The sequence below is a fragment of the Methylobacterium endophyticum genome, assembly GCF_050591105.1.
Lineage (GTDB): Bacteria > Pseudomonadota > Alphaproteobacteria > Rhizobiales > Beijerinckiaceae > Methylobacterium.
In genome coordinates this window covers 80,391-105,795 of sequence record NZ_JBNHES010000017.1, presented here as the reverse complement: position 1 = coordinate 105,795, position 25,405 = coordinate 80,391, and the positions used below count along the sequence as shown (strand labels likewise).

The following is a 25,405-nucleotide window of genomic DNA, read 5'->3' as shown; positions in this document are numbered from 1 at the left end:
CGTTGTCCCCGGATTCGCGACGCGAGGGAGAACCGGGATGAGCGATCTCACGGCGACGGCCTGCATCGTCGGCGGCGGGCCGGCCGGGATGATGGCGGGCTTCCTGCTCGCCCGCGCCGGGCTCGACGTGACGGTGCTGGAGAAGCACCGCGACTTCCTGCGCGACTTTCGCGGCGACACCATCCACCCGTCCACGCTCACGCTGATGGACGAGCTCGGGCTCTCCGATGCCTTCCTGAGGCTGCCGCACCGCAAGGTCGAGACCCTGGCGGGTGTCGTCGGCGAGCGGGCGTTCCGAGTCGCCGACTTCCGCCACCTGCCAGCCCCTCACCGCTTCATCGCGATGATGCCGCAATGGGATTTTCTGGACTTCCTGGCGCGGGAGGGCCGCAAATATCCCGGCTTCCGGCTGCTGATGGAGACGCCCGCGACGGGCCTCGTCGAATCGGAGGGCCGCGTCACCGGCGTGACGGCGCAGCGCCCGGACGGCCCGCTGACGATCTCGGCCGACCTCGTCGTCGCGGCGGACGGGCGCGGCTCGCTGATGCGCGAGCGGTCGGGCTTCGTGCGCGAAACCTTCGGCGCGCCCATGGACGTGCTCTGGTTCCGCCTCTCGCGCCGGCCCGGCGAATCGGAGGCCACCGCCGGCCGGTTCGGACCGGGCCACATCCTCGTGACCATCGACCGGGGCGAGCATTGGCAATGCGCCTTCGTGGTGCCGAAGGGCGGCGACGCCCGGCTGCGCGACCGGGGCCTCCCCGCCTTCCGCGAGACCGTGACGGCGCTGGCGCCGTTCCTCGCCGACCGCGTGGACGAGATCGCCGATTTCGACGACGTGAAGCTCCTGACCGTCACCGTGGATCGGCTGACGCGCTGGCACCGGCCGGGCCTGCTCTGCATCGGGGACGCGGCGCATGCGATGTCGCCGGTCGGCGGCGTCGGCATCAACCTCGCGGTTCAGGACGCGGTGGCCGCCGCCAACCTGCTCACCGCTCCGCTGCGGGCGGGCACGCTCACCGAGGACGACCTCGCCCGCGTCCAGGCCCGGCGCCTGCCGCCGGCCAAGGCGACGCAATGGATGCAGCGCCTCGTGCAGGATCGCGTCATCGCCGGCGTGCTCGCGGACGACAGGCCCTTCGCGCCCCCTCTGGCGCTGCGGATGATCGACGCCCTGCCCTGGCTCCAGCGCATCCCCGCCCGGATCGTGGGCCTGGGGTTCCGGCCCGAGCATGTGCAGATTCAGGCAGCGCCGTAGATCCGGTCGGCGCGGCTCTCGAAGGCGTCCGTGAACTTGCGGAACGCCTTGTCGAACATCGTGCCCATCAGGAGCCCGAGGGCGAAGCTCTTGAACTCGTAGGTGATGAAGAAATCGACCAGGCAGCCGCCCTCCGGCGCCTCCTTGAAGGCCCAGCGGTTCTCCAAGTGCTTGAACGGGCCGTCGATATACTCGGCCGTGATGCGCTGCTGCGCCGGATCGAGGCCGACGCGCGTGGTGAAGCGCTCGCGGATCGCCTTGTAGCCCACCGCCATCTCCGCGATCAGCACTTCCGTGCCCTCGCCTTGTCCGGGCTGGCGGCGCAGCACCCGCAAGGCCTCGCAGAGCGGCAGGAACTCGGGATAGCGCTCGACATCGGCCACGAGGTCGTACATCTGCCGCGGCGAGTGGCGCACCGCGCGGGTGATCCGAAAGGACGGCATTCTTTTCGGATCAGGCCGTGGCGGGGGCGAGACGGGCGAGCCGCGCGGCCTTCAGCCGGGCGAAGTCCTCGCCGGCATGGTGCGACGAGCGGGTCAGGGGCGTCGCCGAGACCAGCAGGAAGCCCTTGGCGTAGGCCGTCGTCTCGAAGCCCGAAAACTCCTCCGGCGGCACGAAGCGCACGACCTCGTGGTGCTTCTTCGTCGGCTGGAGATACTGGCCGATCGTGAGGAAGTCGACATCGGCCGAGCGCAGGTCGTCCATGAGCTGGACCACCTCGTTCTTCTCCTCGCCCAGGCCCACCATGATGCCGGACTTGGTGAAGATCGACGGGTCGAGCTCCTTCACCCGCTGGAGCAGCCGCAGGGAGTGGAAGTAGCGCGCGCCGGGCCGCACGGTGAGGTAGTTGCCGGGCACGGTCTCGAGATTGTGGTTGAACACGTCGGGCCTTGCCGCGACCACCACCTCCAGCGCCCCGTCCTTGCGCAGGAAGTCGGGCGTCAGGATCTCGATCGTGGTGCCGGGGCTGAGCCTGCGGATCGCGGCGATGGTGCGGGCGAAATGCTCCGCCCCTCCGTCGGCGAGGTCGTCCCGGTCGACGGAGGTGACGACGACGTGGTGCAGGCCGAGCTTGGCCACCGAATCGGCGATCTTCTCCGGCTCGTCGGCGTCGAGGGCGCCGGGCAGGCCGGTGCGCACGTTGCAGAATGCGCAGGCCCGCGTGCAGGTGTCGCCCATGATCATGAAGGTGGCGTGCCGCTTCTCCCAGCACTCGCCGATATTGGGGCAGCCCGCCTCCTCGCAGACGGTCACGAGACCGTTCTCGCGTACGATGCGGTTGGTCTCGGCCCAGGCGGGCGAACCCGGCGCCTTCACGCGGATCCAATCGGGCTTGCGCTGGATCGGACTGTCCGGCCGCTTCGCCTTCTCGGGATGGCGCGGGCGCACGGCCGGCGGCAGGGCCGGGCGGGTGTCGTTGTTGAGGAGATCGAGAACGACGGCCATCGGGGCCTTGCGCACGGTTATCGGGAGACGGACGTCTGAGCCTCCGACTTAAGCCCTCGCGCCCGCCGCCGCAAACCCCGCGCCGATACGATCCCGCGACGGCGGAGGCCCGATGTCGCGGGAAACGGTCAGTCCAGGGAGGCGTCCGCGACGCGGCAGATGTCCTTGGCGGTGCGGGTGGTCTTGCGGCCCGGCATGGCGGAGTAGCTGGTGCGGACCTGCGCCGGCAGCACGGTCGCGGCGGCGACCGTCACGGGCTGCGCCGCCGGCGCGGAGGCGGTGGCGAACTCGGCGGCCGCGCCGGTCAGCATAGCGTCGGCGAGCGCGGCGACCTTCAGCGGCACCAGATCGCCGGAGGCGGTGCGCACCACGGCGTGCGGCACGGGGGCCGGCAGGTATCCCTGGCGGTCGCTCTTCTCGTAGAAGGTGTTGCCGCCGGCGGTCGCGACGTAGTGCATGTTGTCGTAGGGGTATGTGCGCCCGGCGGTGTGGAAGTGGAGCGCCTGGCCCACCTCCGGGTGGCGCTCTCCGGCGAGCAGCAGTGCCGCCACCTTCTCGATGCGCGGCTTGTCGGCCGCCCGCACGGGCTTCGAGAGCACCCCGGCGGCGAACTGGCGCTTCTGGCCCACCACGTCGCAGATGCGGCCGGGATAGGCGGCGGCGTCGAGGCGGTTCATCACCACCGTGCCGACGGCGAGCAGGCCCTCCTCGTCGCTGCGCTGCGATTCGAAATACATCGCGCGCTCGAGGCATTCCTTGTCGGCGAGGGTGGGAGCCTCCACGACCTTGGCGCCCTTGATCGAGCCGGTGGTGAGGTCTCCGACGACGGGGGAGACTCCGCATCCGCCGGCCCCGAGGCCGACGAGCCCCAGCGTGAGGCCGGTGGCGATGATCGTACGGAGTTGGACGTCCCGGCGTGCCCGCATGCGGCCCTCTCGTGGCGTTGTCTTCTGACTCGAATCCCGCTTCCTGCCGCAAGAGGCTTAACGAACCCTTGCAGAGGGTAAGGGTGCGCCGGGCCGGCGGCTCCGCACAAGACGGCCGAGCTTCGGAACAACCCGATTGCCGAACGCTGCGGCACGCGCGCCACACCCGGCGTACCGCCCTACGGCAAGACCGCGCAGGCGGGGAGCCAACCGCGCCCAAGCGGCTTGTCCCGGAACGAGGCGGCGACAGGCGCCGCGAGAGGAGACGCCATGCGGACGGGATCGAAGATCGGGCTTGCGGCCCTGGCCGTGGTACTCCTGGGCGGGGCAGGCTTCGTGCGCTTCGTGATGTATCCCGAGAGCGCATCCCTCGATGCCGCCGAGGGCACCGGCCCCAGCCCGACCCTGCCCAAGCCCAATCCGACCCTGATGCCCACGGTCAACATCGCCCGCGTGGCCCGCTGGGAGAAGGGCGCCAAGCCCGTGGCGGCCTCCGGCCTCCGGGTCGCCGCCTTCGCGGACGGGCTCGAGCATCCGCGCTGGCTCCATGCCCTGCCGAACGGCGACGTGCTGGTGGCCGAGAGCAACAAGCCAAAGACCGACGATCCCTCCACCGGCATCGCCGACTGGGCGGCCGACAAGGTGAAGGCCATGGCCGGCGCGGGCGTCCCCAGCCCCGACCGCATCACCCTGCTGCGCGACAAGGACGGCGACGGGGTCGCCGAGGAGCGCCACGTCTTCCTGCGCGGGCTCACCTCGCCCTTCGGCATGGCGCTGGTCGGCGGCGAACTCTACGTCGCCAATGCCGACGCCCTGGTGAAGGTGCCCTATGTCGAGGGCCAGACGGAGATCACCGCCGCGCCGGTCAAGGTCGTTGACCTGCCCTCCGGCATCAACCACCACTGGACGAAGAACGTGCTCGCCAGCCCGGACGGCCAGAAGCTCTTCATCACCGTGGGCTCGAACAGCAATGTCGGCGAGAACGGGCTCGACGTGGAGAAGGGCCGCGCCGCCATCTGGGAGCTCGACCGGGCCTCGGGAAAGATGCGCGCATACGCCACCGGCCTGCGCAACCCCAACGGCCTCGCCTTCGAGCCGGCGACCGGCGCCCTCTGGACGGTGGTGAACGAGCGCGACGAGATCGGCAGCGACCTCGTGCCCGACTACATCACCTCGGTGAAGGAGGGTGCCTTCTACGGCTGGCCCTGGGCCTATTGGGGCAACCACGCCGACGAGCGCGTGCAGCCCCCGCGCCCCGAGATGGTCGCGAAGGCGATCGCCCCGGATTACGCGGTGGGCACCCACACGGCCTCCCTCGGCATCGCCTTCTCGATGGGCTCGACTTTGCCGGATGCGTGGAAGAGCGGGCTGTTCGTGGCCCAGCACGGCTCCTGGAACCGCCGTCCGAAGAGCGGCTACAAGGTGATCTACGTGCCCTTCAAGGATGGAAAGCCCGCCGGTAAGCCCGTCGACGCGCTCACCGGCTTCCTCGATGCCGACGAGAAGGCGCAAGGCCGCCCTGTGGGCGTGACCCTCGACAAGACCGGCGCGCTGCTGGTGGCGGACGACGTGGGCAACGCGGTCTGGCGGGTGAGCGGGTCGGCGGGGACGCAGTAGCGGGCCCTCCCCTGTGACGGCCGTCGCGTGAGACGGCGCACCGGGTCCGCGCGTCGGAGCGCTTATGTCTCCCGCGACGCAATCAGCGGAGCGGGCCGGTGACCGATCTGTTCGAGGCGCTGGGCTTCCTGGCGCGGATCATCCTCGGGATCGCCCGCCTCGTCTTCGGCGCGCTCGAAGCGCTGATGATGATCGGCGAGATCGGCGACTGGATCGCCGATCTCTGGAAACGCTGGCGCCGGAAGCCCGCCCCCGAGGAGCAGCCCCCGGAGGATTGAGAGCGTCGCGTCCGGCCCGGCGGCCGGTCGGTTCCGAGTTCTCCCCGCTTATGTGTGGATCACCTTCCCATAGGCATCCAGCACGCTCTCATGCATCATCTCCGAGAGCGTCGGATGCGGGAAGACCGTGTGCATCAGATCTTCCTCGGTGGTCTCGAGGTTCATCGCCACGACGTAGCCCTGGATCAGCTCGGTGACTTCCGCGCCGACCATGTGGGCGCCGAGGAGCTGACCGGTCTTGGCGTCGAAGATCGTCTTGATGAGGCCGTCCGGCTCGCCGAGGGCGATGGCCTTGCCGTTGCCCGCGAAGGGGAAGCGGCCGACCTTCACGGCAAAACCCTGCTCCTTGGCCTTCGCCTCGGTCAGCCCGACGCTGGCGATCTGCGGCTGGCAATAGGTGCAGCCGGGGATCTTGGCCTTGTCCATCGGGTGCGTATGCAGCCCCTTGATGGTCTCGATGCAGATGACGCCCTCGTGCTCGGCCTTGTGGGCCAGCATCGGCGGCCCGGCGACATCGCCAATAGCGTAGATGCCCGGCACGTTGGTGCGTCCCAGCCCATCGTTGACGATGACGCCGCGCTCGATCGTCACCCCGAGCTTCTCCAGGCCGAGGTTCTCGATGTTGCCGACGACGCCCACCGCCGAGATCAGTTTTTCCGCTTCGATCTTTTGGGACTTGCCGTCGGAGCCCTCCACCGTCGCGGTGACGGAGTTCGCGCCCTTCTCGACCTTCGTCACCTTGGCGCCGGTGAGGATCGTGATGCCCTGCTTCTCGAAGCGCTTGCGGGCGAGCCCGGCGATCTCCGCATCCTCGACGGGGAGGATCTGCGGCAGCAGCTCCACCACTGTCACCTTGGCGCCCATGGTGGCGTAGAACGAGGCGAACTCGATGCCGATGGCGCCCGAGCCCATCACCAGCAGGCTTTTGGGCATGCTCTCGGGCACCATGGCGTCGTAATAGGTCCAGATCAGCTTCTTGTCGGGCTCGATGCCGGGGAGCGCGCGCGGTCGCGCGCCCGTCGCCACGATGATGTGCTTGGCCGAATAGGTGCCGGCCGCGAGCGCCCCCTTCGGCGCGGGCGCGCGGGTCGTCTCCTTCACCGTGACGGTGCCGGGCTGGTTGCCCTTGGCCGCCGACTCGATCGCGGCCTCGCCCCAGATCACATCGACCTTGTTCTTCTTCAGCAGCATGCCGACGCCGCCGTTGAGCCGGCCCGAGACCCCGCGCGAGCGCTTGACGATGGCGGCGGCATCGAAGCCGACCTTCTCCGCCGTCAGCCCGTAATCGGAGGCGTGCTGCATGTAGTGGTAGATCTCGGCCGAGCGCAGCAGGGCCTTCGTCGGGATGCAGCCCCAGTTCAGGCAGATGCCGCCGAGATGCTCGCGGTCCACCACCGCCGTCTTGAACCCGAGTTGCGCCGCGCGGATCGCCGTGACGTAGCCGCCGGGGCCGGCGCCGATGATGAGGACGTCATAGGTATCGGGCATTCAGGGCTCCACGGACTGCACCGCCCCGGATGGGGCAAGCGCGGCGAAGATCGTGTCGAGAACGGTGTCGATGTCGGTCATCACATCGGCATTGCTGAAGCGCAGGACGCGAAAGCCGTGGACCGCGAGAGTCCGGGTGCGCTTGGCGTCATAGATGAGAGCGCGGTCGAGGCCGTGCTGGTCGCCGTCCAGTTCGACGACGAGCTTCGCGCTCAGGCAGCAGAAATCGGCAACGTAGGAATCGATCGGGACTTGCCGCCGGAAGTGTGACCCTTCCACGGGAACGCGACGGCGCAGGTGCCACCACAGCCGCCTCTCGGGGTCAGTAAGATGGCGTCGAAGTGTCTTCGCGTTCGCGACCGCGCGATGGCTGACGAAGGTCGAGGAGTCCTGGTTCCACGGCATCGTCAGAGCCCGGACGCCGACACATCAAGGGAAGGCGCTTCCCTCCCCCTTGCGGGGAGGGTCAGGGTGGGGGTGGCGCCCAAAAGACCGCCGCGGTGCCTCCTGCACCACCCCCACCTCCGGCTCCTCCCCGCAAGGGGGAGGAGAGGCCCAACGGCGACGCTCACACCAGCATCCCCATCGGGCTCTCGATCAGCTCCTTGAAGGCCGAGATCAGCTCGGCGCCGAGCGCTCCGTCCAGGACCCTGTGATCACAGGACAGGGTGCAGGTCATCATCTGCACGACGGCAGGCGCCCCGTCCTTCACCACGACGCGCTTCTCGCCCGCGCCCACCGCCAGGATGGTGGACTGGGGCGGGTTGATCACGGCGGTGAAGTGCTTGATCCCGAACATGCCGAGATTCGACACCGAGGTGACGCCGCCCTGGTACTCCTCCGGCTTGAGCTTCTTGGCCCGCGCGCGGGCGGCGAAGTCCTTCATCTCGTTGGAGATGGTGGAGAGCGTCTTCTGGTCGGCCTTGCGGATCACGGGCGTGAACAAGCCGCCGTCGATGGCCACCGCCACGCCCACCTCGGCGTTGTTGAAGCGCAGGATCCGATCCTCGGCCCAGACGGCGTTGGCCGCCGGGATGCGCATCAGCGCCAGGCCCATGGCCTTGATGACGAAGTCGTTCACCGAGAGCTTGAACAGCGGCTTGCCGTCCTTGGTCTTGCCGGCGGAGGCGTTGAGCGTCTCGCGCAGCTTCATCAGGGCGTCGAGCTCGCAATCGACGGTGAGGTAGAAATGCGGGGCCACCTGCATCGCCTCGGTGAGGCGCTTGGCGATGGTCTTGCGCATGCCGTCGAGGGGCACCTCCTCGTAGGTGTCCTTGCCGAAGAAGCCCTTGACCTGATCGGTGGTGAGCCCGGCCGGCGCTCCGGCGGCGGGCTTCGCGGCGGGCGCGGGAGCGGCGGCCGGGAGCGGAACCTCCGTCACCTTCGAGGACGCCGCCTTGGCGCCGCCGCCGGCCACCGCCGCGCGCACGTCGCGCTCGATGACGCGCCCGTGCGGGCCGGAGCCGGCGACGGCGGACAGGTCGATGCCCTCCTGCTTGGCGATGCGGCGGGCCAGCGGCGAGGCGAAGACGCGCCCGCCCGAAGCGGCGGGGGCCGCATGAGGAGCCGCCGCCCCGTTCGGCTTGGCGCCGGCCGGCGCCTCATCGACGCGCGCGTCCTCCTTGTGTCCGCCGCCGGACGTTGCGTTCTCGGCCGCCGGGGCGGGCTTGGCGCCGCCGGCGGAGGGCGCGGTCACGCTCTTCGGGTCCTCGCCATCCGCCGCGATGAGGGCGATCAGTTCGTTGACGGGCACGTCCGCCGTGCCCTCGGGCACCACGATCCTGGCGAGCACGCCCTCGTCGATGGCCTCGACCTCCATGGTCGCCTTATCGGTCTCGATCTCGGCGAGCACGTCGCCGGACTTGACCGCGTCGCCCTCCTTCTTGAGCCACTTGGCGAGGTTGCCCTTCTCCATCGTGGGCGAGAGGGCGGGCATCAGGACGTTGATCGGCATCGCAAGTTATCCTGATCTGACAGTGGCCTGGCGTCGTTTTTTGCGACTTCGGTCGAGAGGGCGCGTCTAGTTCAGCGGGCCGTGGGGTTCCGGATCGTCGGGCGTGCCCGCCTCCAGCCCGGCGCGGATGCGCGCGAACGCCTCCTCCTCCGAGAGGTCGCTCTCCAGCGCGTAGATGCGCGCCGCATGCCGGGCGAGGTCGATGAGGAGCCGCCCCCAGGTGAAGGGATCGTCGAAGGAGCGGCGCAGCGCGATGCTCACGGCGCCGTCCACGACGCTGGCGCGCAGCACCTCGATGCCGCCCTTCTCCAGGGCGTCCGGCGGGACGGCGAGCTCCTTGAACCGCTCCGTCATCGCGCGGGTCAGCGGTAGCAGACGGCCTTGGCCGCCTCGACCACGTCCGCCACGGTGGGGAGCGCGAGCTTCTCGAGATTGGCCGCGTAGGGCATCGGCACGTCCTTGCCGGTGATGCGCAGGACCGGCGCGTCGAGATAGTCGAACGCGTCGGCCATCAGCCGGGCCGAGATCTCGGCGCCGATGCCGGACTGCGGGAAGCCCTCCTCCACGGTGATGCAGCGGCCGGTCTTCTTCACCGATTCGATCACGGTCTCCGTGTCCATCGGGCGGATGGTGCGCAGGTCGATCACCTCGGCCTCGATGCCCTCCTCGGCGAGCGCCTGCGCGGCCTTCAAGGCGTAGGTCATGCCGATGGCGAAGGAGACGATGGTCACGTCCTTGCCGGTGCGGTGGATCTTGGCCTTGCCGATGGGAAGCACGAAGTCGTCGAGCTTCGGCACCGGGAAGGACTGCCCGTAGAGGATCTCGTTCTCGAGGAAGATGATCGGGTTCGGGTCGCGGATCGCGGCCTTGAGCAGGCCCTTGGCGTCGGCGGCGGTGTAGGGCGCGATCACCTTCAGGCCCGGCACGTTGGAGTACCAGGCGGAATAGTCGTGGCTGTGCTGGGCGCCGACGCGCGCGGCCGCGCCGTTGGGCCCCCGGAACACGATGGGGCAGCCGAGCTGGCCGCCGGACATGTAGAGGGTCTTGGCCGCCGAGTTGATGATATGGTCGATGGCCTGCATGGCGAAGTTGAAGGTCATGAACTCGACCACCGGCCGCAATCCGGCCAGCGCCGCGCCGACGCCGATGCCGGCGAAGCCGTGCTCCGTGATCGGGGTGTCGACCACGCGCCGCGCGCCGAACTCCTGAAGCAGGCCCTGCGTGACCTTGTAGGCGCCCTGGTACTCGGCGACCTCCTCGCCCATCACGAAGACGTCCTCGTGCCGGCGCATCTCCTCGGCCATGGCGTCGCGGAGCGCCTCGCGCACCGTCATCGTCACCATCTCCGTACCCTCGGGGTACTCGGCCATGACCGGCGCCGGGGCCTTGTTGGTCACGGTGGCGGGCGCGGCCGGCGCCTTCGGGGCGTCCTCGGAGGTCTTCGCCGTGGCGGCGGGCTTCTCGCCGCCGTGACCTTCGGCCGAACCGTTGGCCTTCGGGGCCCCCTTGGAGCCGTCCTTGCCCCCGCCGGCGGCGGCGGCCGCGACATCCTCGCCCTCCCCCGCGATGATGGCGATGGGAGTGTTGACGGCGACCCCCTCGGTGCCCTCGGCGACGAGGATCTTGGCGAGCACGCCCTCGTCGATGGCCTCGACCTCCATGGTCGCCTTGTCGGTCTCGATCTCGGCGAGCACGTCGCCGGACTTGACCGGATCGCCCTCCTTCTTGAGCCATTTGGCGAGCTTGCCCTCCTCCATCGTGGGCGAGAGGGCGGGCATCAGGAGGTCGATCGCCATGATTGCGCTGCTCTTTACCTAAGACGGACGGGACGGCCTGGGGACGGCGACTTTGCGGATCAGGCGCGCGCTTCGAGGAGGATGTCGGTCCACAGCTCGGACGCATCGGGCTCGGGATCGTGCGTCGCGAACTCCGCCGCGTCGTTGACGACCTCGCGCACCTTGGCGTCGGTCGCCTTGAGATCGGCCTCGGCCATGCCGTGCATCTCGATGAGCCGCTTCCTCACCATCTCGATGGGGTCGTGCTCGTCACGCATCTTCGTGACCTCGTCCTTCGAGCGGTACTTCGCCGGATCGGACATCGAGTGGCCGCGATAGCGGTAAGTCTGCATCTCGAGGATGAAGGGGCCCTCGCCGGAGCGGGCGTGCTGCATGGCGCGGCTCGCGGCCTCGCGCACGCTGCGTACGTCCATGCCGTCGACCTGCTCGCCGGGGATGCCGAAGGAGAGGCCGCGCTTGGAGAAATCCGTCTGCGCCGAGGCGCGCGCCACGGAGGTGCCCATGGCGTAGCGGTTGTTCTCGATGACGTAGACCACCGGCAGCTTCCACAGGGCCGCCATGTTGAAGCTCTCGTAGACCTGACCCTGGTTGGCGGCACCGTCGCCCATGTAGGTCATGCTGCACTTGCCGTTGCCGCGGTAGGCGTCCGCGAAGGCGAGGCCGGTGCCCAGCGAGACCTGGGCGCCGACGATGCCGTGGCCGCCGAAGAACTGCTTCTCGCGGCTGAACATGTGCATCGAGCCGCCCTTGCCGCGGGAATACCCGCCGCGCCGGCCGGTCAGCTCGGCCATGACGCCCTTCGGGTCCATGCCGCAGGCCAGCATGTGGCCGTGATCCCGGTATCCCGTGATCACCTGATCCCCCTCCTCGGAGGCCATCTGCATGCCGATGACCACGGCTTCCTGGCCGATATAGAGGTGGCAGAAGCCGCCGATGAGACCCATGCCGTAGAGCTGGCCCGCCTTCTCCTCGAAGCGGCGGATCATCAGCATCTCGCCGTAGGCGTGGAGATCCTCGTCGCGCGTGAACTGCGGCGCGTTCGGCGTCGCATGGCCGGCGGACGCGGCCTCCGGCTTCGCGGACTTGCCCGAGGACTGGGACGGCTCGGGCACGGGTTGTCCCGCCTCGCTCGCGGCATCCATCGACGACCTCCCCGTGAAGCTGCTCTGTTGCTTCAGGTTCTAGGTCAGGTATTTCAGGAAAGCGAGGGGCGCGACTCTGACAGCGGCAGGCGGCTGTCAGGGATTTCGCGGCTCACGGGTCGATGACGACCACGTCGTTGGCATGGACCCGCCCGAGCACGAGGCGGGCGCGCTCCTCCAGCAGGTCGCGGTCGATCTGGTCGGAGCGCAGCAGCGCCACCCGGTGCTCCCACACGGCCCGGTCGGCCTTGGCGGCGGCGAGGTCCTTGCCGAGCCCGTAGGCCTGGATCTTCAGGGCGCGCTTCGCCTCGAGCCCCCGGTTGCCGTTCTCGGCCTGGGAGACGAAGTAGCCGACCACGAGCCCCGACACCCCCCAGAGGAGGAGCGGCAAGACGACGGCTCTGACTCGGCGGCGCACGACCATGCCGCACCATCGCGCGGCAAGGTTAAGAATGTCCTGACATCCGCCGCCGCGACGGACATGTCCACCGGCGGCGACGCATATGCCTTCCTCAGCGGCCGGCGAGCTGCCGGATGGCGGAGCGGCCGGCGTAGCGGCCCTGCGGACCGAGCCCCTCCTCGATGCGGATGAGCTGGTTGTACTTGGCCAGTCTGTCGGAGCGGGCGAGCGAGCCGGTCTTGATCTGCCCGCAATTGGTGGCGACCGCGAGGTCCGCGATGGTCGAGTCCTCGGTCTCGCCGGAGCGGTGCGACATCACCGCCGTGTAGCCGGCGCGCTGGGCCATATCGACGGCCGCCAGCGTCTCGGTGAGCGAGCCGATCTGGTTGACCTTGATGAGGATCGAGTTGGCCGAGCCCTCCGCGATGCCGCGCGCCAGCCGCTCGACATTGGTGACGAACAGGTCGTCGCCGACGAGCTGGACCTTGTTGCCGATGCGCTGGTTGAGCAGCTTCCAGCCCTCCCAGTCGTCCTCGGCCATGCCGTCCTCGATGGAGAGGATCGGGTAGGCGTTCACGAGCTTCTCGAGGTAGTCGACCTGCTGCTCGATGGAGCGAACGGTGCCCTCGCCCTCGTAATGGTAGGCGCCGTCCTTGAACCAGTCGGTGACGGCGCAGTCGAGGGCGAGCACGATGTCGGTGCCGGTCTTGAAGCCGGCGGCGGAAATCGATTCCATCACGAAGTCGAGCCCGGCTTCCGCCGTGGGAAGGTTCGGGGCGAAGCCGCCCTCGTCGCCGACATTGGTGTTGTGGCCGGCCTTCTTGAGCGCGCTCTTCAGGGTGTGGAACACCTCGGCGCCCATGCGCACCGCCTCGGCGAGCGAGGAGGCGCCCACCGGCATGATCATGAATTCCTGGAAGTCGATCGGGTTGTCGGCATGGGCGCCGCCGTTGATGATGTTCATCATCGGCACCGGCAGCACCCGCCCCTGGACGCCGCCGACATAGCGGTAAAGCGGCAGGCCGGAGGCTTCCGCCGCCGCCTTCGCCACAGCGAGCGAGACGCCGAGGATGGCGTTGGCGCCGAGCCGCGACTTGTTCGGCGTGCCGTCGAGCTCGATCATCGCCTCGTCGACGGCGACCTGATCCTCCGCGTCCATGCCGCCGATGGCGTCGAGGATCTCGTGGCGGACGGCTTCCACCGCCTTGCGCACGCCCTTGCCGGAATAGCGCGCCTTGTCGCCGTCACGCAGCTCCACCGCCTCATGCGCGCCCGTGGAGGCGCCCGAGGGCACGGCGGCGCGGCCGAAGGAGCCGTCCTCCAGCAGCACGTCCACCTCGACGGTGGGGTTGCCGCGGCTGTCGAGGATCTCGCGGGCGGCGATGTTGGTGATCGCGGTCATGGAATAGGGCTCTCCCGGACGGGGCGGCAGTCGCTGCGGCTTATCCGCCAAGGCGGGGTGCCGAGCAAGCGCCGGGCCGCGAGAGAGAGGGCCCGCGCCTGCGAATTCGCTCGACCGCACGGGTGAGTTTTTCTTGAACCCGGCCCGGCGGATGCATGGAGCCCTCCCGGCTTGTATAGGAGCGCCCATGACAGACGACACGCTCCAGCTCGGCCAGCCGACGCCGCTGCCCGCCTCCCCCGCCGATGCCAGGCTCGACCGGGTGCCCAATCCGCATCCCGATACGGACTACCTGGCGCGCTTCACGGCGCCCGAGTTCACCTCGCTCTGCCCGGTGACGGGCCAGCCGGATTTCGCGATCCTGGTGATCGACTACGTGCCGGACGCCTGGCTCGTCGAATCGAAGTCGCTGAAGCTCTATCTCGGCGCCTTCCGCAACCACGGGGCCTTCCACGAGGACTGCACGGTGGCCATCGGCCGGACGCTCACCGCGCTGCTCGCGCCGCGCTACCTGCGCATCGGCGGCTTCTGGTATCCGCGCGGCGGCATCCCCATCGACGTGTTCTGGCAGACGGGCGAGCCGCCGCGCTCGGTCTGGCTGCCCGATCCCGGCGTGCCGCCCTATCGGGGGCGCTGACCTTCAGACACGGAAAGGGCGGCCGGTTGCTCACCGGCCGCCCTTTCCGTTCCGGTCCTATGACGCCAGCGGCTCAGTACGGGTAGCCGTAATAGCCGTAGCCCGGCTGGGCATAGCCATAGGCGGGACGGCCATAATAGCCGTCGTTGTAATAGGCGTCGCGCGCGGCACCGGCCGCGATCGCACCGGCCGCCAGGCCGGCGATGCCGAGACCGACAGCCGCGCCCGTCCCGATGCCGCGACGGCCGCCGCGATAGGCGTAACCGCCGTGGTATCCGCCGTGGTACCCGTGGCCGCGCGGGCGCGCGTCCGCCGAGGTCGAGACCAGGGTTCCGAGGGTCAGGGCGGCGGCGGACAGGATGGCGATCTTGCGCATGCGAAGTCTCCCTATGGGCATGACCATGAATTCAGGGAGACCAACGCCGGCCGAGCTTTCCCAGTTCCGCAGAGCGGATTCTTTCTCGCCCGTCCAGTTTCCGCCGCGCGTCAGGCAAGCCCCTTCGCCAGCCGGTCGAAGCCCTGGAGCGTCGCGAGCAGCGCCGGCATGTCGGCGAGCGCCACCATGTTCGGCCCGTCCGAGGGCGCGCGGTCGGGATCGGGATGGGTCTCGATGAAAATTCCGGCGACGCCCACCGCCACCGCCGCGCGGGCCAGCACCGCGACGAACTCGCGCTGTCCGCCCGAGGTGGCGCCCTGCCCGCCCGGCTGCTGCACGGAATGGGTCGCGTCGAAGATCACCGGCAACCCGCCGCTCACGTCCGCCATGATCGGCAGGCTGCGCATGTCGGAGACCAGCGTGTTGTAGCCGAAGGAGGCGCCGCGCTCGGTGAGCAGCACGTTCGGGTTGCCGGCGCCCGTCACCTTGGCAGCGACATGGGCCATGTCCCAGGGCGCCAGGAACTGGCCCTTCTTGACGTTGACGGCCCTGCCGGTGGCGGCGGCGGCCAGCAGCAGGTCCGTCTGCCGGCACAGGAAGGCGGGGATCTGGAGGATGTCGACCACCTCGGCGGCCGGGGCGCATTGCGCGGCATCGTGCACGTCGGTGACGACGGGCAGGCCGAAGCGCTCGCGGATCTCGGCGAAGATCGGCAGCGCGCCCTCGAGCCCGAGCCCGCGCGCCGAGCCGGCCGAGGTCCGGTTCGCCTTGTCGAAGGAGGCCTTGAAGACGAGGCCGATGCCGAGCCTGCCGGTTATCTCCTTGAGGGCGGCGGCGATCTCGAGGGCGTGCTGCCGCCCCTCGAGCTGGCAGGGGCCGGCGATCAGGGCGAGAGGCAGCCGGTTGCCGAAGGCGACCTCGCTCACACCTTCGCCCACGCGCACGACGCGGCCCTCGTGGGGGGTCTCCTGGGGGCCGGTCCGGTTCGTTTCGCTCGCCATGGAGGGGGGTCTAGCCCGCCTCGCCCTCGCGGGAAAGGGCGACCGGACGCCTTCGGGGCGAGGCGCGCGCGGCCAGCACGCAGACGGTGAGGTCGCCGGCCAGACCGTCCGAGCGCGGGCCGGTCTCGCAGCGCAGGAGCGCTGGCCCGGCGGCCCCCTCCCGCGGCTCGCCCGAGAGCAGCGAGTCCTGATGGAGGCGGAGCGCCAGGACCTCCACATCGCCGGGCCGGGCGCCGGCCAGCGCCTCGGCGGCGAGCCCGATCAGCACGAAATACGGCCGGCGCGGCTCGCGCTCCAGGTCGCCGAAGACGAGGCGGGCGGGCTTGCGGCAATCGAGGCTCATGCGCTCGGCATCCGCCGCCCGGAACACGGCGATCGGGCCGGCGCGGCCGGCAAGCGAGGCCCCGGTGGCGCGGATCAGCCGCGCGGTCAGCCCGTCGCAGGCGGAGTCGGCGCGGGCCGGCGTGGCGGCGGCCAGGGCGAGGGGCAGGAGGACAACGGGCAGGAGGACGAGGAGCGCGCGCATGGCGCGCCCGTTCTAGCGCCCCCTCGCCCGCCGCGCCATCGGACGCCCCGGCGGGCCCCTCCACGGGCCGCAAAAAAAGGCGCCGGCCTCGCGATGAGACCGGCGCCAGTCGGGAGGAAACCCGAAGGGGTGTCGGGGTGCCTCAGCCCGCGTTCTTGGCGAGGGAGACGGCGACGAAGCGGGTGACGCCCTTGGCGCTCTTCACCCGCATCAGCACCGCCTTGCGGCCGTTGCCCTCCGCCGAGCGGATGCGCTCGGCGACATCGGAGGGCTTCGAGACGGCGGCACCCGCGACATCGAGGATGACGTCGCCGCGCTCGATGCCCTTGGCGGCGGCCGGGCCGTCGGGATCGACGTCCATCACCGCGACACCCTCCTCCGCCAGCCCCACCGAGGAGGCCGGCGCGAGGCTCAGTCCCAGGCGCGGCTGGCCGCCCTCCGACGAGGACGAATCGAAGTTGCCGTTCGAGGCGACCTTGCCCTCGCTCGGCAGCGCCCCGAGGATGATCGTCGCGGTATCGGACTTGCCGCCGCGCATATAGGCGACCTCGACCTTGGAGCCGGGCTTCAGGCCGGCGATCCGGCGCGACAGGTCGCGGGCGTCGTTGACGCTGTTGCCATTGACCGACTCGATCACGTCGCCGGACTTGAGGCCGGCCTTGGCCGCCGGAGTGCCGTTCTCGGCATGGTCCACCAGCGCGCCCTTGGCCTTGTCGAGGCCGAGCCCGTCGGCGATGTCCTTCGTCACCGGCTGGACCTGCACGCCGAGATAGCCGCGCGCGACCTTGCCGTCCGTGCGCAGCTGCTCCACCACCGCCTGCACGGTCTCGGAGGGAATCGCGAAGGCGAGGCCCACGCTGCCGCCGGAGGGCGAGGCGATGGCGGTGTTCACGCCCACGACCTCGCCGTTGACGTTGAAGGTCGGGCCGCCGGAATTGCCCTTGTTGATGGGCGCGTCGATCTGGAGGAAGTCGTCATAGGGGCCGGCGCCGATGTCGCGGCCGCGCGCCGAGACGATGCCCGCCGTCACCGTGCCGCCGAGGCCGAAGGGGTTGCCGATGGCGACCACCCAGTCGCCGACGCGGGGCGCCCCCTTGCCGAACTGCACATACGGATAGGAGCCCTCGTCCTTGATCTTGAGGAGCGCGATGTCGGTCTTCGAATCCTTGCCGATGACCTTGGCGTCCAGCGTCCGGCCGTCGTCGAGCGTCACCTGGACGGTCTTCGAGTGGTCGACGACGTGGTTGTTCGTCACCACGTAGCCGTCCGCCGAGATGATGAAGCCGGAGCCCACGGCGCCGCGCTGCTCGCGCTTCTGCGGCATGCCGCCCTCGCCGCCGGGGCCGTTCTGGCCGAAGCGCTTGAAGAACTCGCGCAGTTGCGGAGGCACGTTCTGGAGCTGCCGGTCGTTGCCGCCGCCAAAACCCTCGTCCTCCGCGTCCGCGCTGTCGTCGAGCTTGACCTTCACCGAGACGACGCCCGGCTTCACCTTGTCGACCACGTCGGCGAAGGAGCCCGGCGGATGCTCGGGCGCGGCGATGGGGGTCTTGGGCAGAGCCTGGGCGAGGGCGGGGGTGGAGGGCGCGACGAATCCGGCTCCGACGGCGCCGCCCGCGACGAGGGCGGCCGCGGCGGCGGAGGCGAGCGCGGTGCGGCGGAAGGTGGGGCGGCGGGTGACGGGCGCGGTCATCGAGGTCTCCGGTGTGGTCGCGGTCATGGGCGTCGGGCGCCGCTACGGGGTGCGGTGCATGCTGCCTTGATGCGGCCGGGCGCCTCTCTCGCCCGTTTCGGCGAGGTTACGGTTTGGTCAGGTGGCGGACGCGGGCGGCTGGCGCAGGGGAGGATCGGCGCCTATCTCGCGGAGCGGCGCGGCAGCGGCCGCATTCGGGGAAAGCACGCGATGGCCGGCTGGAGCTGGGCGATCCTGTTCGTCGCCGGCCTGTTCGAGGTCGGCTGGGCCATCGGCCTGAAATACGCCGACGGCTTCACGCGGCCCCTGCCCTCCGCGCTGACGCTGGTGGCGATGGTTCTGAGCGTGGTGCTGCTCTCGTTTGCCGTGCGCAGCCTGCCCCTCGGCACGGCCTACGCGGTCTGGACGGGGATCGGCACCATCGGCACGGCGATCCTCGGGATCGTCCTCTTCGCCGAGCCGGCGACCGCGCTGCGGCTCGGCTGCATCGGGCTGATCGTCGCCGGCATCGTCGGGCTGAAGCTCGCCGGCTGAGCGCCGCGATTGCCGGGGCGCCGACCGGCCCGTAGGCTCGGCGGCGTCCGACGCCCCGTTCCCGAGACGACCGATGCGCATCCTGCCCTGCCTCCTCGCGCTGAGTCTCGCGGCCGCCGGAGGCGTGCGGGCGGAGGAGAGCTACGTCCCGAAGGCGGGGTTCAAGCCCGTGATCGTTCCCCGGCCGGGCGACAAGGGCGTCTACACGCTGCTCGACGCCTGGCGCGAGGGGCCCGACCGCGTCGTCCTGGTCTCGAAGCGGGAGGGACCGTCCGGGATCAACTACACCCGCCGCAGCCTCGATTGCCGGCGCCGCCGGGCCCGCGACCTCGGTCTGGGCGACACCGTCGCCGAGATGATGCGCGACAAGCCGGGCGAGCCGGAATGGGATCTCGTCGACGGATCGAGCGCCGATCTCGTGGGGCGCGCGGCCTGCCGGACGGCCGCGCGCTGAGCCGGCTCAGGCCCCGGATTCGCTGAGCCGCGCGAGCGCCTCGCGCAGCTTGACGAGGCGGGCGGCCTCGGCGTCGCGACGCTCCTTCTGCTCCTCCACCACCTCCTCCGGCGCGCGGGCGACGAAATCGGCGTTGCCGAGCTTCCCGTCGAGCTTGCCGATCTCGCTCTCGGCCTTGGCGGCCTCCTTCTTGAGGCGAGCGACCTCGGCGGCGAGATCGACGATGCCCTCCAGCGGCAGGGCCGCGACGCTGCCGCGCACCAGGAGCTGCACGGCCTTGGGCGGGGCCGTATCGGCGAAGGAGATGTCGGAGAGGCGGGCGAGGCGCACCAGGGTGTCGCGCCAGGTCTCGATCTTGTCCCGCACGGTGGCATCGGCGCCCACCATCACCAGCGGCACCTGCGCGCCGGCGGGCACGTTCGTCTCCGAACGGGCGGAGCGGACCTCGGAGACGAGATCGACCACGAAGCCGATCTCGGCCTCCGCCGCCGCGTCCGTCAGGCCACCGAGCGCCGGCCAGGGCGCGAGCGCCAGCAGCCCGCGATCGGGAAGCCCCTCCCCCTTGATCGCCCACAACTCCTCCGTGAGGAAGGGCATGAACGGGTGCAGGAGCTTGGCCACCTGATCGATCAGGAAGGCCACCGCGCTTTGCGTCTCCGCCTTCACGGCGGCGTCGACGCCCTCGCCCTGCAACACGGGCTTGGCCAACTCCAGATACCAGTCGCAGAACACGTTCCAGACGAAGCGGTAAGCGGCCGCCACCGCGTCGTTGAAGCGGTAGGCGGCGAGCGCGGCCTCGACCTCGGCCACCGCACGCGCCGCCTCCCCGAAGGCCCAGCGGTTGAGCACCTCGGTCGCGGACTCGGGCCGGAAATCCGGGTCGCGCCGGCAGCCGTTGAGCTCGGCGAAGCGGGCGGCGTTCCAGAGCTTCGTCGCGAAGTTGCGGTAGCCCTCGACGCGGTTGACCGCGAGCTTGATGTCGCGCCCCTGCGCGGCCATGGCGCAAAGCGTGAAGCGCAGCGCGTCGGCGCCGTACTGGTCGATCAGACCGAGGGGGTCGACGACGTTGCCCTTCGACTTCGACATCTTGGCACCCTTCTCGTCGCGCACGAGCGTGTGCAGGTAGACGGTATCGAAGGGGACCTCACCGGTGACGTGCAGGCCCATCATCATCATGCGGGCGACCCAGAAGAAGAGGATGTCCTTGCCGGTGACGAGGGTGTTCGTCGGATAGAATCGAGCCAGTTCTTTCGTATTTTCCGGCCAGCCCAGCGTCGAGAACGGCCAGAGCGCCGATGAGAACCAGGTGTCGAGCACGTCCTCGTCGCGCTTCAGTTCAACGGCGCGGCCATGCTTGGTGGCCGCCTGCTCCAGCGCGTCGGCCTCGCTCATGGCAACGTAGATGCCGCCTTCCGCGTCGTACCAGACCGGGATCTGGTGCCCCCACCAGAGCTGGCGCGAGATGCACCAGGGCTCGATGTTCTCCAGCCACTGGAAGAAGATCTTTTCCTGGTTCTCAGGCAGGAACTTCGTCTGCCCCGCGCGCACCGCCGCGAGCGCCCGCTCGGCCAGCGGCTTGACGTTCACGTACCACTGCTCGGTGAGATACGGCTCGATGACCACGCCCGAGCGGTCGCCATGGGGCACCGCGTGGGTGTTCGGCTCGACGAGCCGCAGCCGCTCGCGCTCCTCCATCAGGGCGACGACGCGCTTCCTGGCAGTGAAGCGGTCGAGCCCGTGCAGCGCCAGCGCCTCGGGCTCGGGGGCCGCGCCGGCGAGGAACGCCTCGTTGCCGTCGATGAGGATGTTGGCTTCCGCATCGAGGATGTTGATGGCGGCGAGCCCGGCGCGCTTGCCCACCTCGAAGTCGTTGAAATCATGAGCGGGGGTGATCTTGACCGCGCCGGTGCCCTTCTCCGGGTCCGAATAGGTGTCGGCGACGATGGGGATCAGGCGCCCGACCAGCGGCAGCCGCACCCGCTTGCCGACGAGATGCGTGTAGCGCTCGTCGTCGGGATGCACGGCCACGCCCGTGTCGCCGAGCATCGTTTCCGGCCGGGTGGTGGCGACCGTGATGACCTCGCCGGTCTCGTTGCCGTTGTCGTCCACCACCGGATAGTCGAAATGCCAGAGATGGCCCTTCACCTCGACCTGCTGGACCTCCAAGTCCGAGATCGCGGTCTGGAACTGCGGGTCCCAGTTCACGAGGCGCTTGTCGCGGTAGATCAGCCCCTGCGCGTGCAGGTCGACGAAGACCTTGAGGACGGCGGCCGAGAGGCCCTCGTCCATGGTGAAGCGCTCGCGCGACCAGTCGCAGGAGGCGCCGAGCCGCTTCAGCTGGTTGACGATGGCCCCGCCCGATTCCGCCTTCCAGGCCCAGACCTTCTCCACGAAGGCCGCGCGGCCCATGGAACGGCGGTCCGGCTGCTGGCGCTCCATGAGCTGGCGCTCGACCACCATCTGCGTGGCGATGCCGGCATGGTCCGTCCCCGGCTGCCAGAGCACGTCGCGCCCGCGCATGCGCTCGAAGCGGGCGAGCACGTCCTGGAGCGTGTTGTTGAGGGCGTGGCCCATGTGCAGCGAGCCCGTCACGTTCGGCGGCGGGATCACGATGCAGAAGGGTTTTGCGCCCGCGCGATCGGTGCGGCCGGCGCGGAACGCGTCACCTTCCTCCCAGGCGGCGCTGGCGCGCGCCTCGGCGGCGGCGGGGTCGAAGGTCTTGTCCATCATGGGGCGTCTGAGGCCGTTCGAGAAAGCGGAGACGGATATGGCGCCCGCTTTCACCCTCCGGCGCCCCCGCGTCAACACGCGGGGGCTGCCCCGCGCCTCAGCGTCCGCGCGAGACCCGCTCGATCTCGGCGCGCACCATGCGCTCCACCATCACCGGCAGGTTGTCGTCGAGCCATGCCTTCAGCATCGGCCGGAGCATGTCCTTGACGAGGTCCTCCAGCGTGCGCGCGTTCTGCGACATCACCGTGTGCGCGAGCAGGCTGAACGCCTGGTTCACGCTGGCATCGGTGGTCTGGGAGGTCAGCCGGGGGGCGGGCTCCTCGGGCTCGAAGGCGGCCGGCGGCGGCTCCGGGGCCCGGCGGGGGGGAGAGGGCGGCGGCGGCGGAGGAGCGGGCGGCTCCGGCTCGACCTCGAGCGCGTCGAAGTCGATGGAGTCGAAATCCATCGCCTCCTCCACCGGCTCGGGCTTCGGGGGCGGCTTGCGCACGGGCTCGGCGACCTCGGCAAGGTCGAGCACGTCGTCGTTCTCGGGCAGCGGGGGCGCCGCGCGGGGCGCCGGCGCGGGCGCCTCCTCGGGCTTCGCCTGATCGTCGGCGATGATGCGGCGGATGGAGGCGAGGATCTCCTCCATCGAAGGCTCGCCGGCCTTGTCCTGACTCTTGGGACTCGCTGCACTCATCGCGGACGGCGCTCGGGGCAAATCAGGCGGGATCGGAAAGACAGAATCAGTATTTCACGTCGCCCGCGCCAGACAAGCGCCGCGGGCACACGGCCCGCGGGAAAACGCCCGCCGTCCCGGCCTCAGCGGCCGTCCGGGGTGCGCAGGCCGTACCAGAGGTCCTTGACCTGATCGTAATGCGTCTTCGGGCTGTAGGCCGCCACCGCGATGCCGGTGTAGCGCACCGTCAGCCGGCCGACCGCCTGGACGACGCCGTAGGAATAGATCACCCGGTCGCGCTGGGCCGTGATCAGCGCCACGCGGGCGTTGAGAAGCTCCTGCTGCGCGTTCAGGACGTCGAGGGTCGTGCGCTGGCCGACGCGGGCCTCCTCGCGCACGCCGTTCAGGGCCACCTCGTTGGCCTGCACCTGCGCCTGCGAGGCGATCACCCGCGCCTTGGCCGATTCGAGCTGGCCCCAGGCCGAGACGATGGCCGAGCGCACCTGGTCGCGGCTCTGCTCGACCTGGATGCGGGCCTGGCCGGCGAGCTCCTTCGCCTGACGGATCTGCGCGTAGGTCTGCCCGCCCTCGTAGATCGGAACCGTCAGGCGGCCGACGATGGAGGCGCTGACCCCGTTCGAGCCGGCGAGCTGCTGGTCGTAGCGCTGCTGGACGGAGCCCTGGAGGCTCACGTTCGGCATCAGCGCGCCCTCCAGCACCTTCACCTGCGCCTCCGTCGAATCGACGTTGTGCAGGGCCGACAGGATGGCGGGGTGCTCCTTGAGGCCGGTGTCGATCGCCGCCTCCAGGCTCACGGGTACGAAGCGGTCGAGAGGGCGGCCTGGGGCGAGCTGGCGCGGCTCCACGCCGATGAACTGGCGGTACAGGCCGATGCTGGAGCGCAGCTGCGCCTCCGCCGCGCCCACATCCGCCCGCGCGCCGGCCAACCGCGCCTCGGCCTGGGCCACGTCGGTGCGCGTCACCTCGCCGACATTGAAGCGGTCGCGGGTCTGGCGGAGCTGCTCCTCCAGCACCTCGACGTTGTTGCGGCGCAGCTCCAGCGTGGCCGTGTCCGACAGCACGCTCATGTAGGCCTGCACGGCGCTGTAGAGCACCGTCATCTCCGTGCCCCGCAGCGTCTCGCGCTGCGAGAACACCGTCGACTCGGCACGCCGCGTGTTGTTGTCCGTCTGGAACCCGTTGAACAGCGTCTGGTTGACCGTGATCCCCGCCCCGCCCGGCAGCGTGGTCTGGTTGAGCTGCGAGCCCTGCACCCGCCCCTCGAACTTCGAGACGCCGATATCGGCCTCGACGCTCACGGTGGGGCGGTAGCCGGCCTGTGCGGCGGCGACGTTCTCGTCGGTGGCGCGTACGCCGGCGCGGTTGGCGTTGAGCTGCGGGTTGCCCGAATAGGCCCGCGCCAACGCCGTCTCCAGCGTCTCGGCGCCGGCGGGAGGGGCGATCGCGATGGCGGCCGCCACGGACAAGCCGGACAGCCGAAGCGCGCGCCGCATCGCGGATGGATGATCTCTCACGTCGCTCAGCCCTTGCGGTTTCTCGAAGGTGCCGGATTGTCCGTCGCGAAACGGAGACAGCGCGACGTTGCGCGCGATCCGGGTATTGGCCCGCCCAAGGGGAACCTTAACCGGGATTTAACCCCCCGTCCCAGTGCGTCGCGGGATGTCGGATCGGAATCACCCCGAGGTGGCGCATAAAAGCGACACCCCGCGACACGCCGGCCCGCATCGATAACTGCACATCCGGGCCGGGAGCCAGCGGGAACGGAAACAGGGTCAACAAACCCTTTCCGAAGATTCTTCCCAAAAGCCTTGCGCGCGCCGCCTTGGCGGATCGCTCAGAAGGCGAATCCGGTCTCGACGGCGAAGGCCGGCAGGCCCGGCAGCGCCGCATCGAAGAGCGGACGGGCGCCGAAGGCGTCCCCGGCGCGCACGAACAGCGTCGCCTTGGCGGCGCGGTCCTTGCCCAGCACGCAGACGAGGCGGCCCCCATCCGCGAGCTGGTCGAGCAGGCCCTGGGGCCTGACCTCGACGCGCCCCTCGACGAGGATCGCGTCGAACGGCGCCTTGCCGGGGGCGCCGGCCGGCAGCGGTCCCTCGACCACCTCGGCCTTCGCGTCCAGGCGCTCGCGCGCGGCCCCGGCGAGGGCCGGATCGGATTCGAGGGCGGTGACGACGGCGCCGAGCTCCGCCATCAGCGCGGCGCCGTAGCCGTAGCCCGTGCCGACATCGAGGACGCGCGCGCCGGGCTTCAGCGCCAGGGACTGGATCATGCGCGCGAGCAGCATCGGCGCGGGCAGCACGCGCCGGTCGCCACCCAGCGGCACGGCCCGGTCGACATAGGCGAAATCCTCCTGGCCGCGCGGCACGAAGCGCTCGCGCGGCACTGCATCGAAGGCGTCGAGCACGGCGATGTCCGTGACGTCGAAGGTCCGCAGCTGACAATCGACCATGAGGCGTCGCGCCTGCGCGTAATCGAGCATCGTGCCGTGTTCCTTCGCCCCGCGCAGCGGCCGGGCCGCGCGGTTTGTCGGGGATCGGCCGGGAAAAGGCAAGGTTGCGCCGCGCGCCGGCCCCGCTTCCCACATGACGGCGGCCCGCGCCTGTCGCGTGGCTCCGGGACGGGGCCGGGCAAGCTCGAAAAAGGGAAGCTCGGGAAAAACGTTGGAGGCCTCGCCCGGAATCGAACCGGGGTGCAAGGATTTGCAGTCCTCTGCGTAACCACTCCGCCACGAGGCCTCTTCGCGGGGCGCCCGAAGGCGCGGATCGCGCCCCGGCGCCTGGCGGACGGCTCCGGGGAGACGGGTCTCTATCAGAGGCGGGCGGGCGGGAGCAACGGTCTTTCACGGCCGTCCGCCGCGCCCGGCACGCCGCGTGACGAAATCGTCATGCGACGCGGTTGCGGCCTTGCGCGGCCCGGCGGCGGTGTGTAGAGACCCCGCCGTGGTCCCCGATAGCTCAGCTGGTAGAGCAAGCGACTGTTAATCGCTTTGTCGCAGGTTCGAGTCCTGCTCGGGGAGCCAAACCTCCACATCGCCGAAGCGCGTGTCGTCATGGGGCGCGTCACGCCGCCATCTT

At 70.1% G+C, this 25,405-nt stretch carries 25 protein-coding genes and 2 tRNA genes; 7 read left to right on the top strand and 20 right to left on the bottom strand.

Annotation, left to right across the window (positions count from 1 at the left end; genetic code table 11):
- The first annotated feature begins 37 nt into the window (after positions 1–37).
- Positions 38–1,255, top strand: a complete 1,218-nt coding sequence (locus tag ACP56T_RS17835; RefSeq protein WP_430913495.1) for an FAD-dependent oxidoreductase — start codon at positions 38–40, stop codon at positions 1,253–1,255.
- Here ACP56T_RS17835 and ACP56T_RS17830 read toward each other — a convergent pair.
- The 3 genes from ACP56T_RS17830 to ACP56T_RS17820 all read right to left on the bottom strand — a co-directional run bounded on the left by ACP56T_RS17830 (position 1,240) and on the right by ACP56T_RS17820 (position 3,627).
- Complete coding sequence (locus tag ACP56T_RS17830; RefSeq protein WP_430913494.1) at positions 1,240–1,698, bottom strand: type II toxin-antitoxin system RatA family toxin; 459 nt, start codon at positions 1,696–1,698, stop codon at positions 1,240–1,242. The genes ACP56T_RS17835 and ACP56T_RS17830 overlap by 16 nt on opposite strands.
- A 10-nt stretch (positions 1,699–1,708) precedes the next feature.
- The gene (gene lipA, locus ACP56T_RS17825; protein ID WP_430913493.1) at positions 1,709–2,701 is read right to left on the bottom strand and encodes a lipoyl synthase; all 993 of its coding nucleotides are present in this window, start codon (positions 2,699–2,701) and stop codon (positions 1,709–1,711) included.
- Positions 2,702–2,829: 128 nt separating this feature from the next.
- Positions 2,830–3,627 carry a cell wall hydrolase gene (locus tag ACP56T_RS17820; RefSeq protein ID WP_430913492.1) on the bottom strand — a complete coding sequence of 266 codons (798 nt, stop codon included), beginning with the start codon at positions 3,625–3,627 and terminating at the stop codon, positions 2,830–2,832.
- A 270-nt stretch (positions 3,628–3,897) separates the two neighbouring features.
- Here ACP56T_RS17820 and ACP56T_RS17815 point away from each other — a divergent pair, with 270 nt between their 5' ends.
- On the top strand, positions 3,898–5,244 hold the full coding sequence (locus ACP56T_RS17815) for a PQQ-dependent sugar dehydrogenase (protein WP_430913491.1): 1,347 nt from the start codon (positions 3,898–3,900) through the stop codon (positions 5,242–5,244).
- 98 nt (positions 5,245–5,342) lie between these two features.
- The gene (locus ACP56T_RS17810; RefSeq protein ID WP_430913490.1) at positions 5,343–5,522 is read left to right on the top strand and encodes a hypothetical protein; all 180 of its coding nucleotides are present in this window, start codon (positions 5,343–5,345) and stop codon (positions 5,520–5,522) included.
- A 48-nt stretch (positions 5,523–5,570) separates the two neighbouring features.
- On the opposite strand, the gene lpdA is transcribed toward ACP56T_RS17810, so the two are convergent.
- The 8 genes from lpdA to eno all read right to left on the bottom strand — a co-directional run bounded on the left by lpdA (position 5,571) and on the right by eno (position 13,704).
- Positions 5,571–7,010, bottom strand: a complete 1,440-nt coding sequence (lpdA, locus tag ACP56T_RS17805) for a dihydrolipoyl dehydrogenase (protein WP_430913489.1) — start codon at positions 7,008–7,010, stop codon at positions 5,571–5,573.
- Entirely contained in the window at positions 7,011–7,415 is a 405-nt protein-coding gene (locus tag ACP56T_RS17800; RefSeq protein ID WP_430913488.1) for an endonuclease domain-containing protein, read from the bottom strand.
- Positions 7,416–7,578: 163 nt separating this feature from the next.
- Complete coding sequence (locus ACP56T_RS17795; RefSeq protein WP_430913487.1) at positions 7,579–8,964, bottom strand: pyruvate dehydrogenase complex dihydrolipoamide acetyltransferase; 1,386 nt, start codon at positions 8,962–8,964, stop codon at positions 7,579–7,581.
- 66 nt (positions 8,965–9,030) lie between these two features.
- Positions 9,031–9,318, bottom strand: coding sequence for a DUF5076 domain-containing protein (locus tag ACP56T_RS17790; protein WP_430913486.1), 288 nt, complete (start codon positions 9,316–9,318; stop codon positions 9,031–9,033).
- Positions 9,319–9,326: 8 nt separating this feature from the next.
- Positions 9,327–10,760, bottom strand: coding sequence for a pyruvate dehydrogenase complex E1 component subunit beta (locus tag ACP56T_RS17785; protein ID WP_430913485.1), 1,434 nt, complete (start codon positions 10,758–10,760; stop codon positions 9,327–9,329).
- Positions 10,761–10,819: 59 nt separating this feature from the next.
- Positions 10,820–11,902 (bottom strand): pyruvate dehydrogenase (acetyl-transferring) E1 component subunit alpha, encoded by a 1,083-nt coding sequence (gene pdhA / locus ACP56T_RS17780; RefSeq protein ID WP_430913484.1) that lies wholly within the window; start codon positions 11,900–11,902, stop codon positions 10,820–10,822.
- Positions 11,903–12,014: 112 nt separating this feature from the next.
- On the bottom strand, positions 12,015–12,326 hold the full coding sequence (locus tag ACP56T_RS17775; protein WP_430913483.1) for an FtsB family cell division protein: 312 nt from the start codon (positions 12,324–12,326) through the stop codon (positions 12,015–12,017).
- An 88-nt stretch (positions 12,327–12,414) separates the two neighbouring features.
- Positions 12,415–13,704, bottom strand: coding sequence for a phosphopyruvate hydratase (gene eno, locus ACP56T_RS17770; RefSeq protein WP_430913482.1), 1,290 nt, complete (start codon positions 13,702–13,704; stop codon positions 12,415–12,417).
- Between the two features lie 187 nt (positions 13,705–13,891).
- On the opposite strand from eno, the gene queF reads away from it, so the two are divergent.
- Entirely contained in the window at positions 13,892–14,341 is a 450-nt protein-coding gene (queF, locus tag ACP56T_RS17765; protein ID WP_430913481.1) for a preQ(1) synthase, read from the top strand.
- Positions 14,342–14,414: 73 nt separating this feature from the next.
- Here queF and ACP56T_RS17760 read toward each other — a convergent pair whose 3' ends face one another.
- From ACP56T_RS17760 to ACP56T_RS17745, 4 genes are all read right to left on the bottom strand, one after another.
- Positions 14,415–14,717: a hypothetical protein gene (locus tag ACP56T_RS17760; RefSeq protein WP_430913480.1), complete on the bottom strand. Its 303-nt coding sequence runs from the start codon at positions 14,715–14,717 to the stop codon at positions 14,415–14,417.
- A gap of 110 nt (positions 14,718–14,827) precedes the next feature.
- Positions 14,828–15,718, bottom strand: coding sequence for a 3-deoxy-8-phosphooctulonate synthase (kdsA, locus tag ACP56T_RS17755; protein WP_430913479.1), 891 nt, complete (start codon positions 15,716–15,718; stop codon positions 14,828–14,830).
- Positions 15,719–15,728: 10 nt separating this feature from the next.
- Positions 15,729–16,244, bottom strand: coding sequence for a hypothetical protein (locus tag ACP56T_RS17750; RefSeq protein ID WP_430913478.1), 516 nt, complete (start codon positions 16,242–16,244; stop codon positions 15,729–15,731).
- Between the two features lie 142 nt (positions 16,245–16,386).
- Positions 16,387–17,934, bottom strand: a complete 1,548-nt coding sequence (locus ACP56T_RS17745) for a Do family serine endopeptidase (protein WP_430913477.1) — start codon at positions 17,932–17,934, stop codon at positions 16,387–16,389.
- Positions 17,935–18,144: 210 nt separating this feature from the next.
- Here ACP56T_RS17745 and sugE point away from each other — a divergent pair, with 210 nt between their 5' ends.
- Both sugE and ACP56T_RS17735 read left to right on the top strand, forming a co-directional pair.
- A complete protein-coding gene (sugE, locus tag ACP56T_RS17740) occupies positions 18,145–18,468 on the top strand; it encodes a quaternary ammonium compound efflux SMR transporter SugE (RefSeq protein WP_430913476.1) in 324 nt (107 codons plus the stop codon).
- 73 nt (positions 18,469–18,541) lie between these two features.
- On the top strand, positions 18,542–18,922 hold the full coding sequence (locus ACP56T_RS17735; RefSeq protein ID WP_430913475.1) for a hypothetical protein: 381 nt from the start codon (positions 18,542–18,544) through the stop codon (positions 18,920–18,922).
- Positions 18,923–18,928: 6 nt separating this feature from the next.
- On the opposite strand, the gene ACP56T_RS17730 is transcribed toward ACP56T_RS17735, so the two are convergent.
- From ACP56T_RS17730 to ACP56T_RS17710, 5 genes are all read right to left on the bottom strand, one after another.
- Positions 18,929–21,652 carry a valine--tRNA ligase gene (locus ACP56T_RS17730; protein ID WP_430913474.1) on the bottom strand — a complete coding sequence of 908 codons (2,724 nt, stop codon included), beginning with the start codon at positions 21,650–21,652 and terminating at the stop codon, positions 18,929–18,931.
- Positions 21,653–21,749: 97 nt separating this feature from the next.
- On the bottom strand, positions 21,750–22,331 hold the full coding sequence (locus ACP56T_RS17725) for a PopZ family protein (RefSeq protein WP_430913473.1): 582 nt from the start codon (positions 22,329–22,331) through the stop codon (positions 21,750–21,752).
- 122 nt (positions 22,332–22,453) lie between these two features.
- A complete protein-coding gene (locus tag ACP56T_RS17720; RefSeq protein ID WP_430913472.1) occupies positions 22,454–23,824 on the bottom strand; it encodes a TolC family outer membrane protein in 1,371 nt (456 codons plus the stop codon).
- Between the two features lie 341 nt (positions 23,825–24,165).
- Complete coding sequence (locus tag ACP56T_RS17715) at positions 24,166–24,810, bottom strand: protein-L-isoaspartate O-methyltransferase family protein (RefSeq protein WP_430913471.1); 645 nt, start codon at positions 24,808–24,810, stop codon at positions 24,166–24,168.
- A 182-nt stretch (positions 24,811–24,992) separates the two neighbouring features.
- Positions 24,993–25,066, bottom strand: a tRNA-Cys gene (locus ACP56T_RS17710).
- 208 nt (positions 25,067–25,274) lie between these two features.
- Between ACP56T_RS17710 and ACP56T_RS17705 the strand changes: the two genes are divergently transcribed.
- A tRNA-Asn gene (locus ACP56T_RS17705) sits at positions 25,275–25,350 on the top strand.
- Positions 25,351–25,405 lie beyond the last annotated feature (55 nt).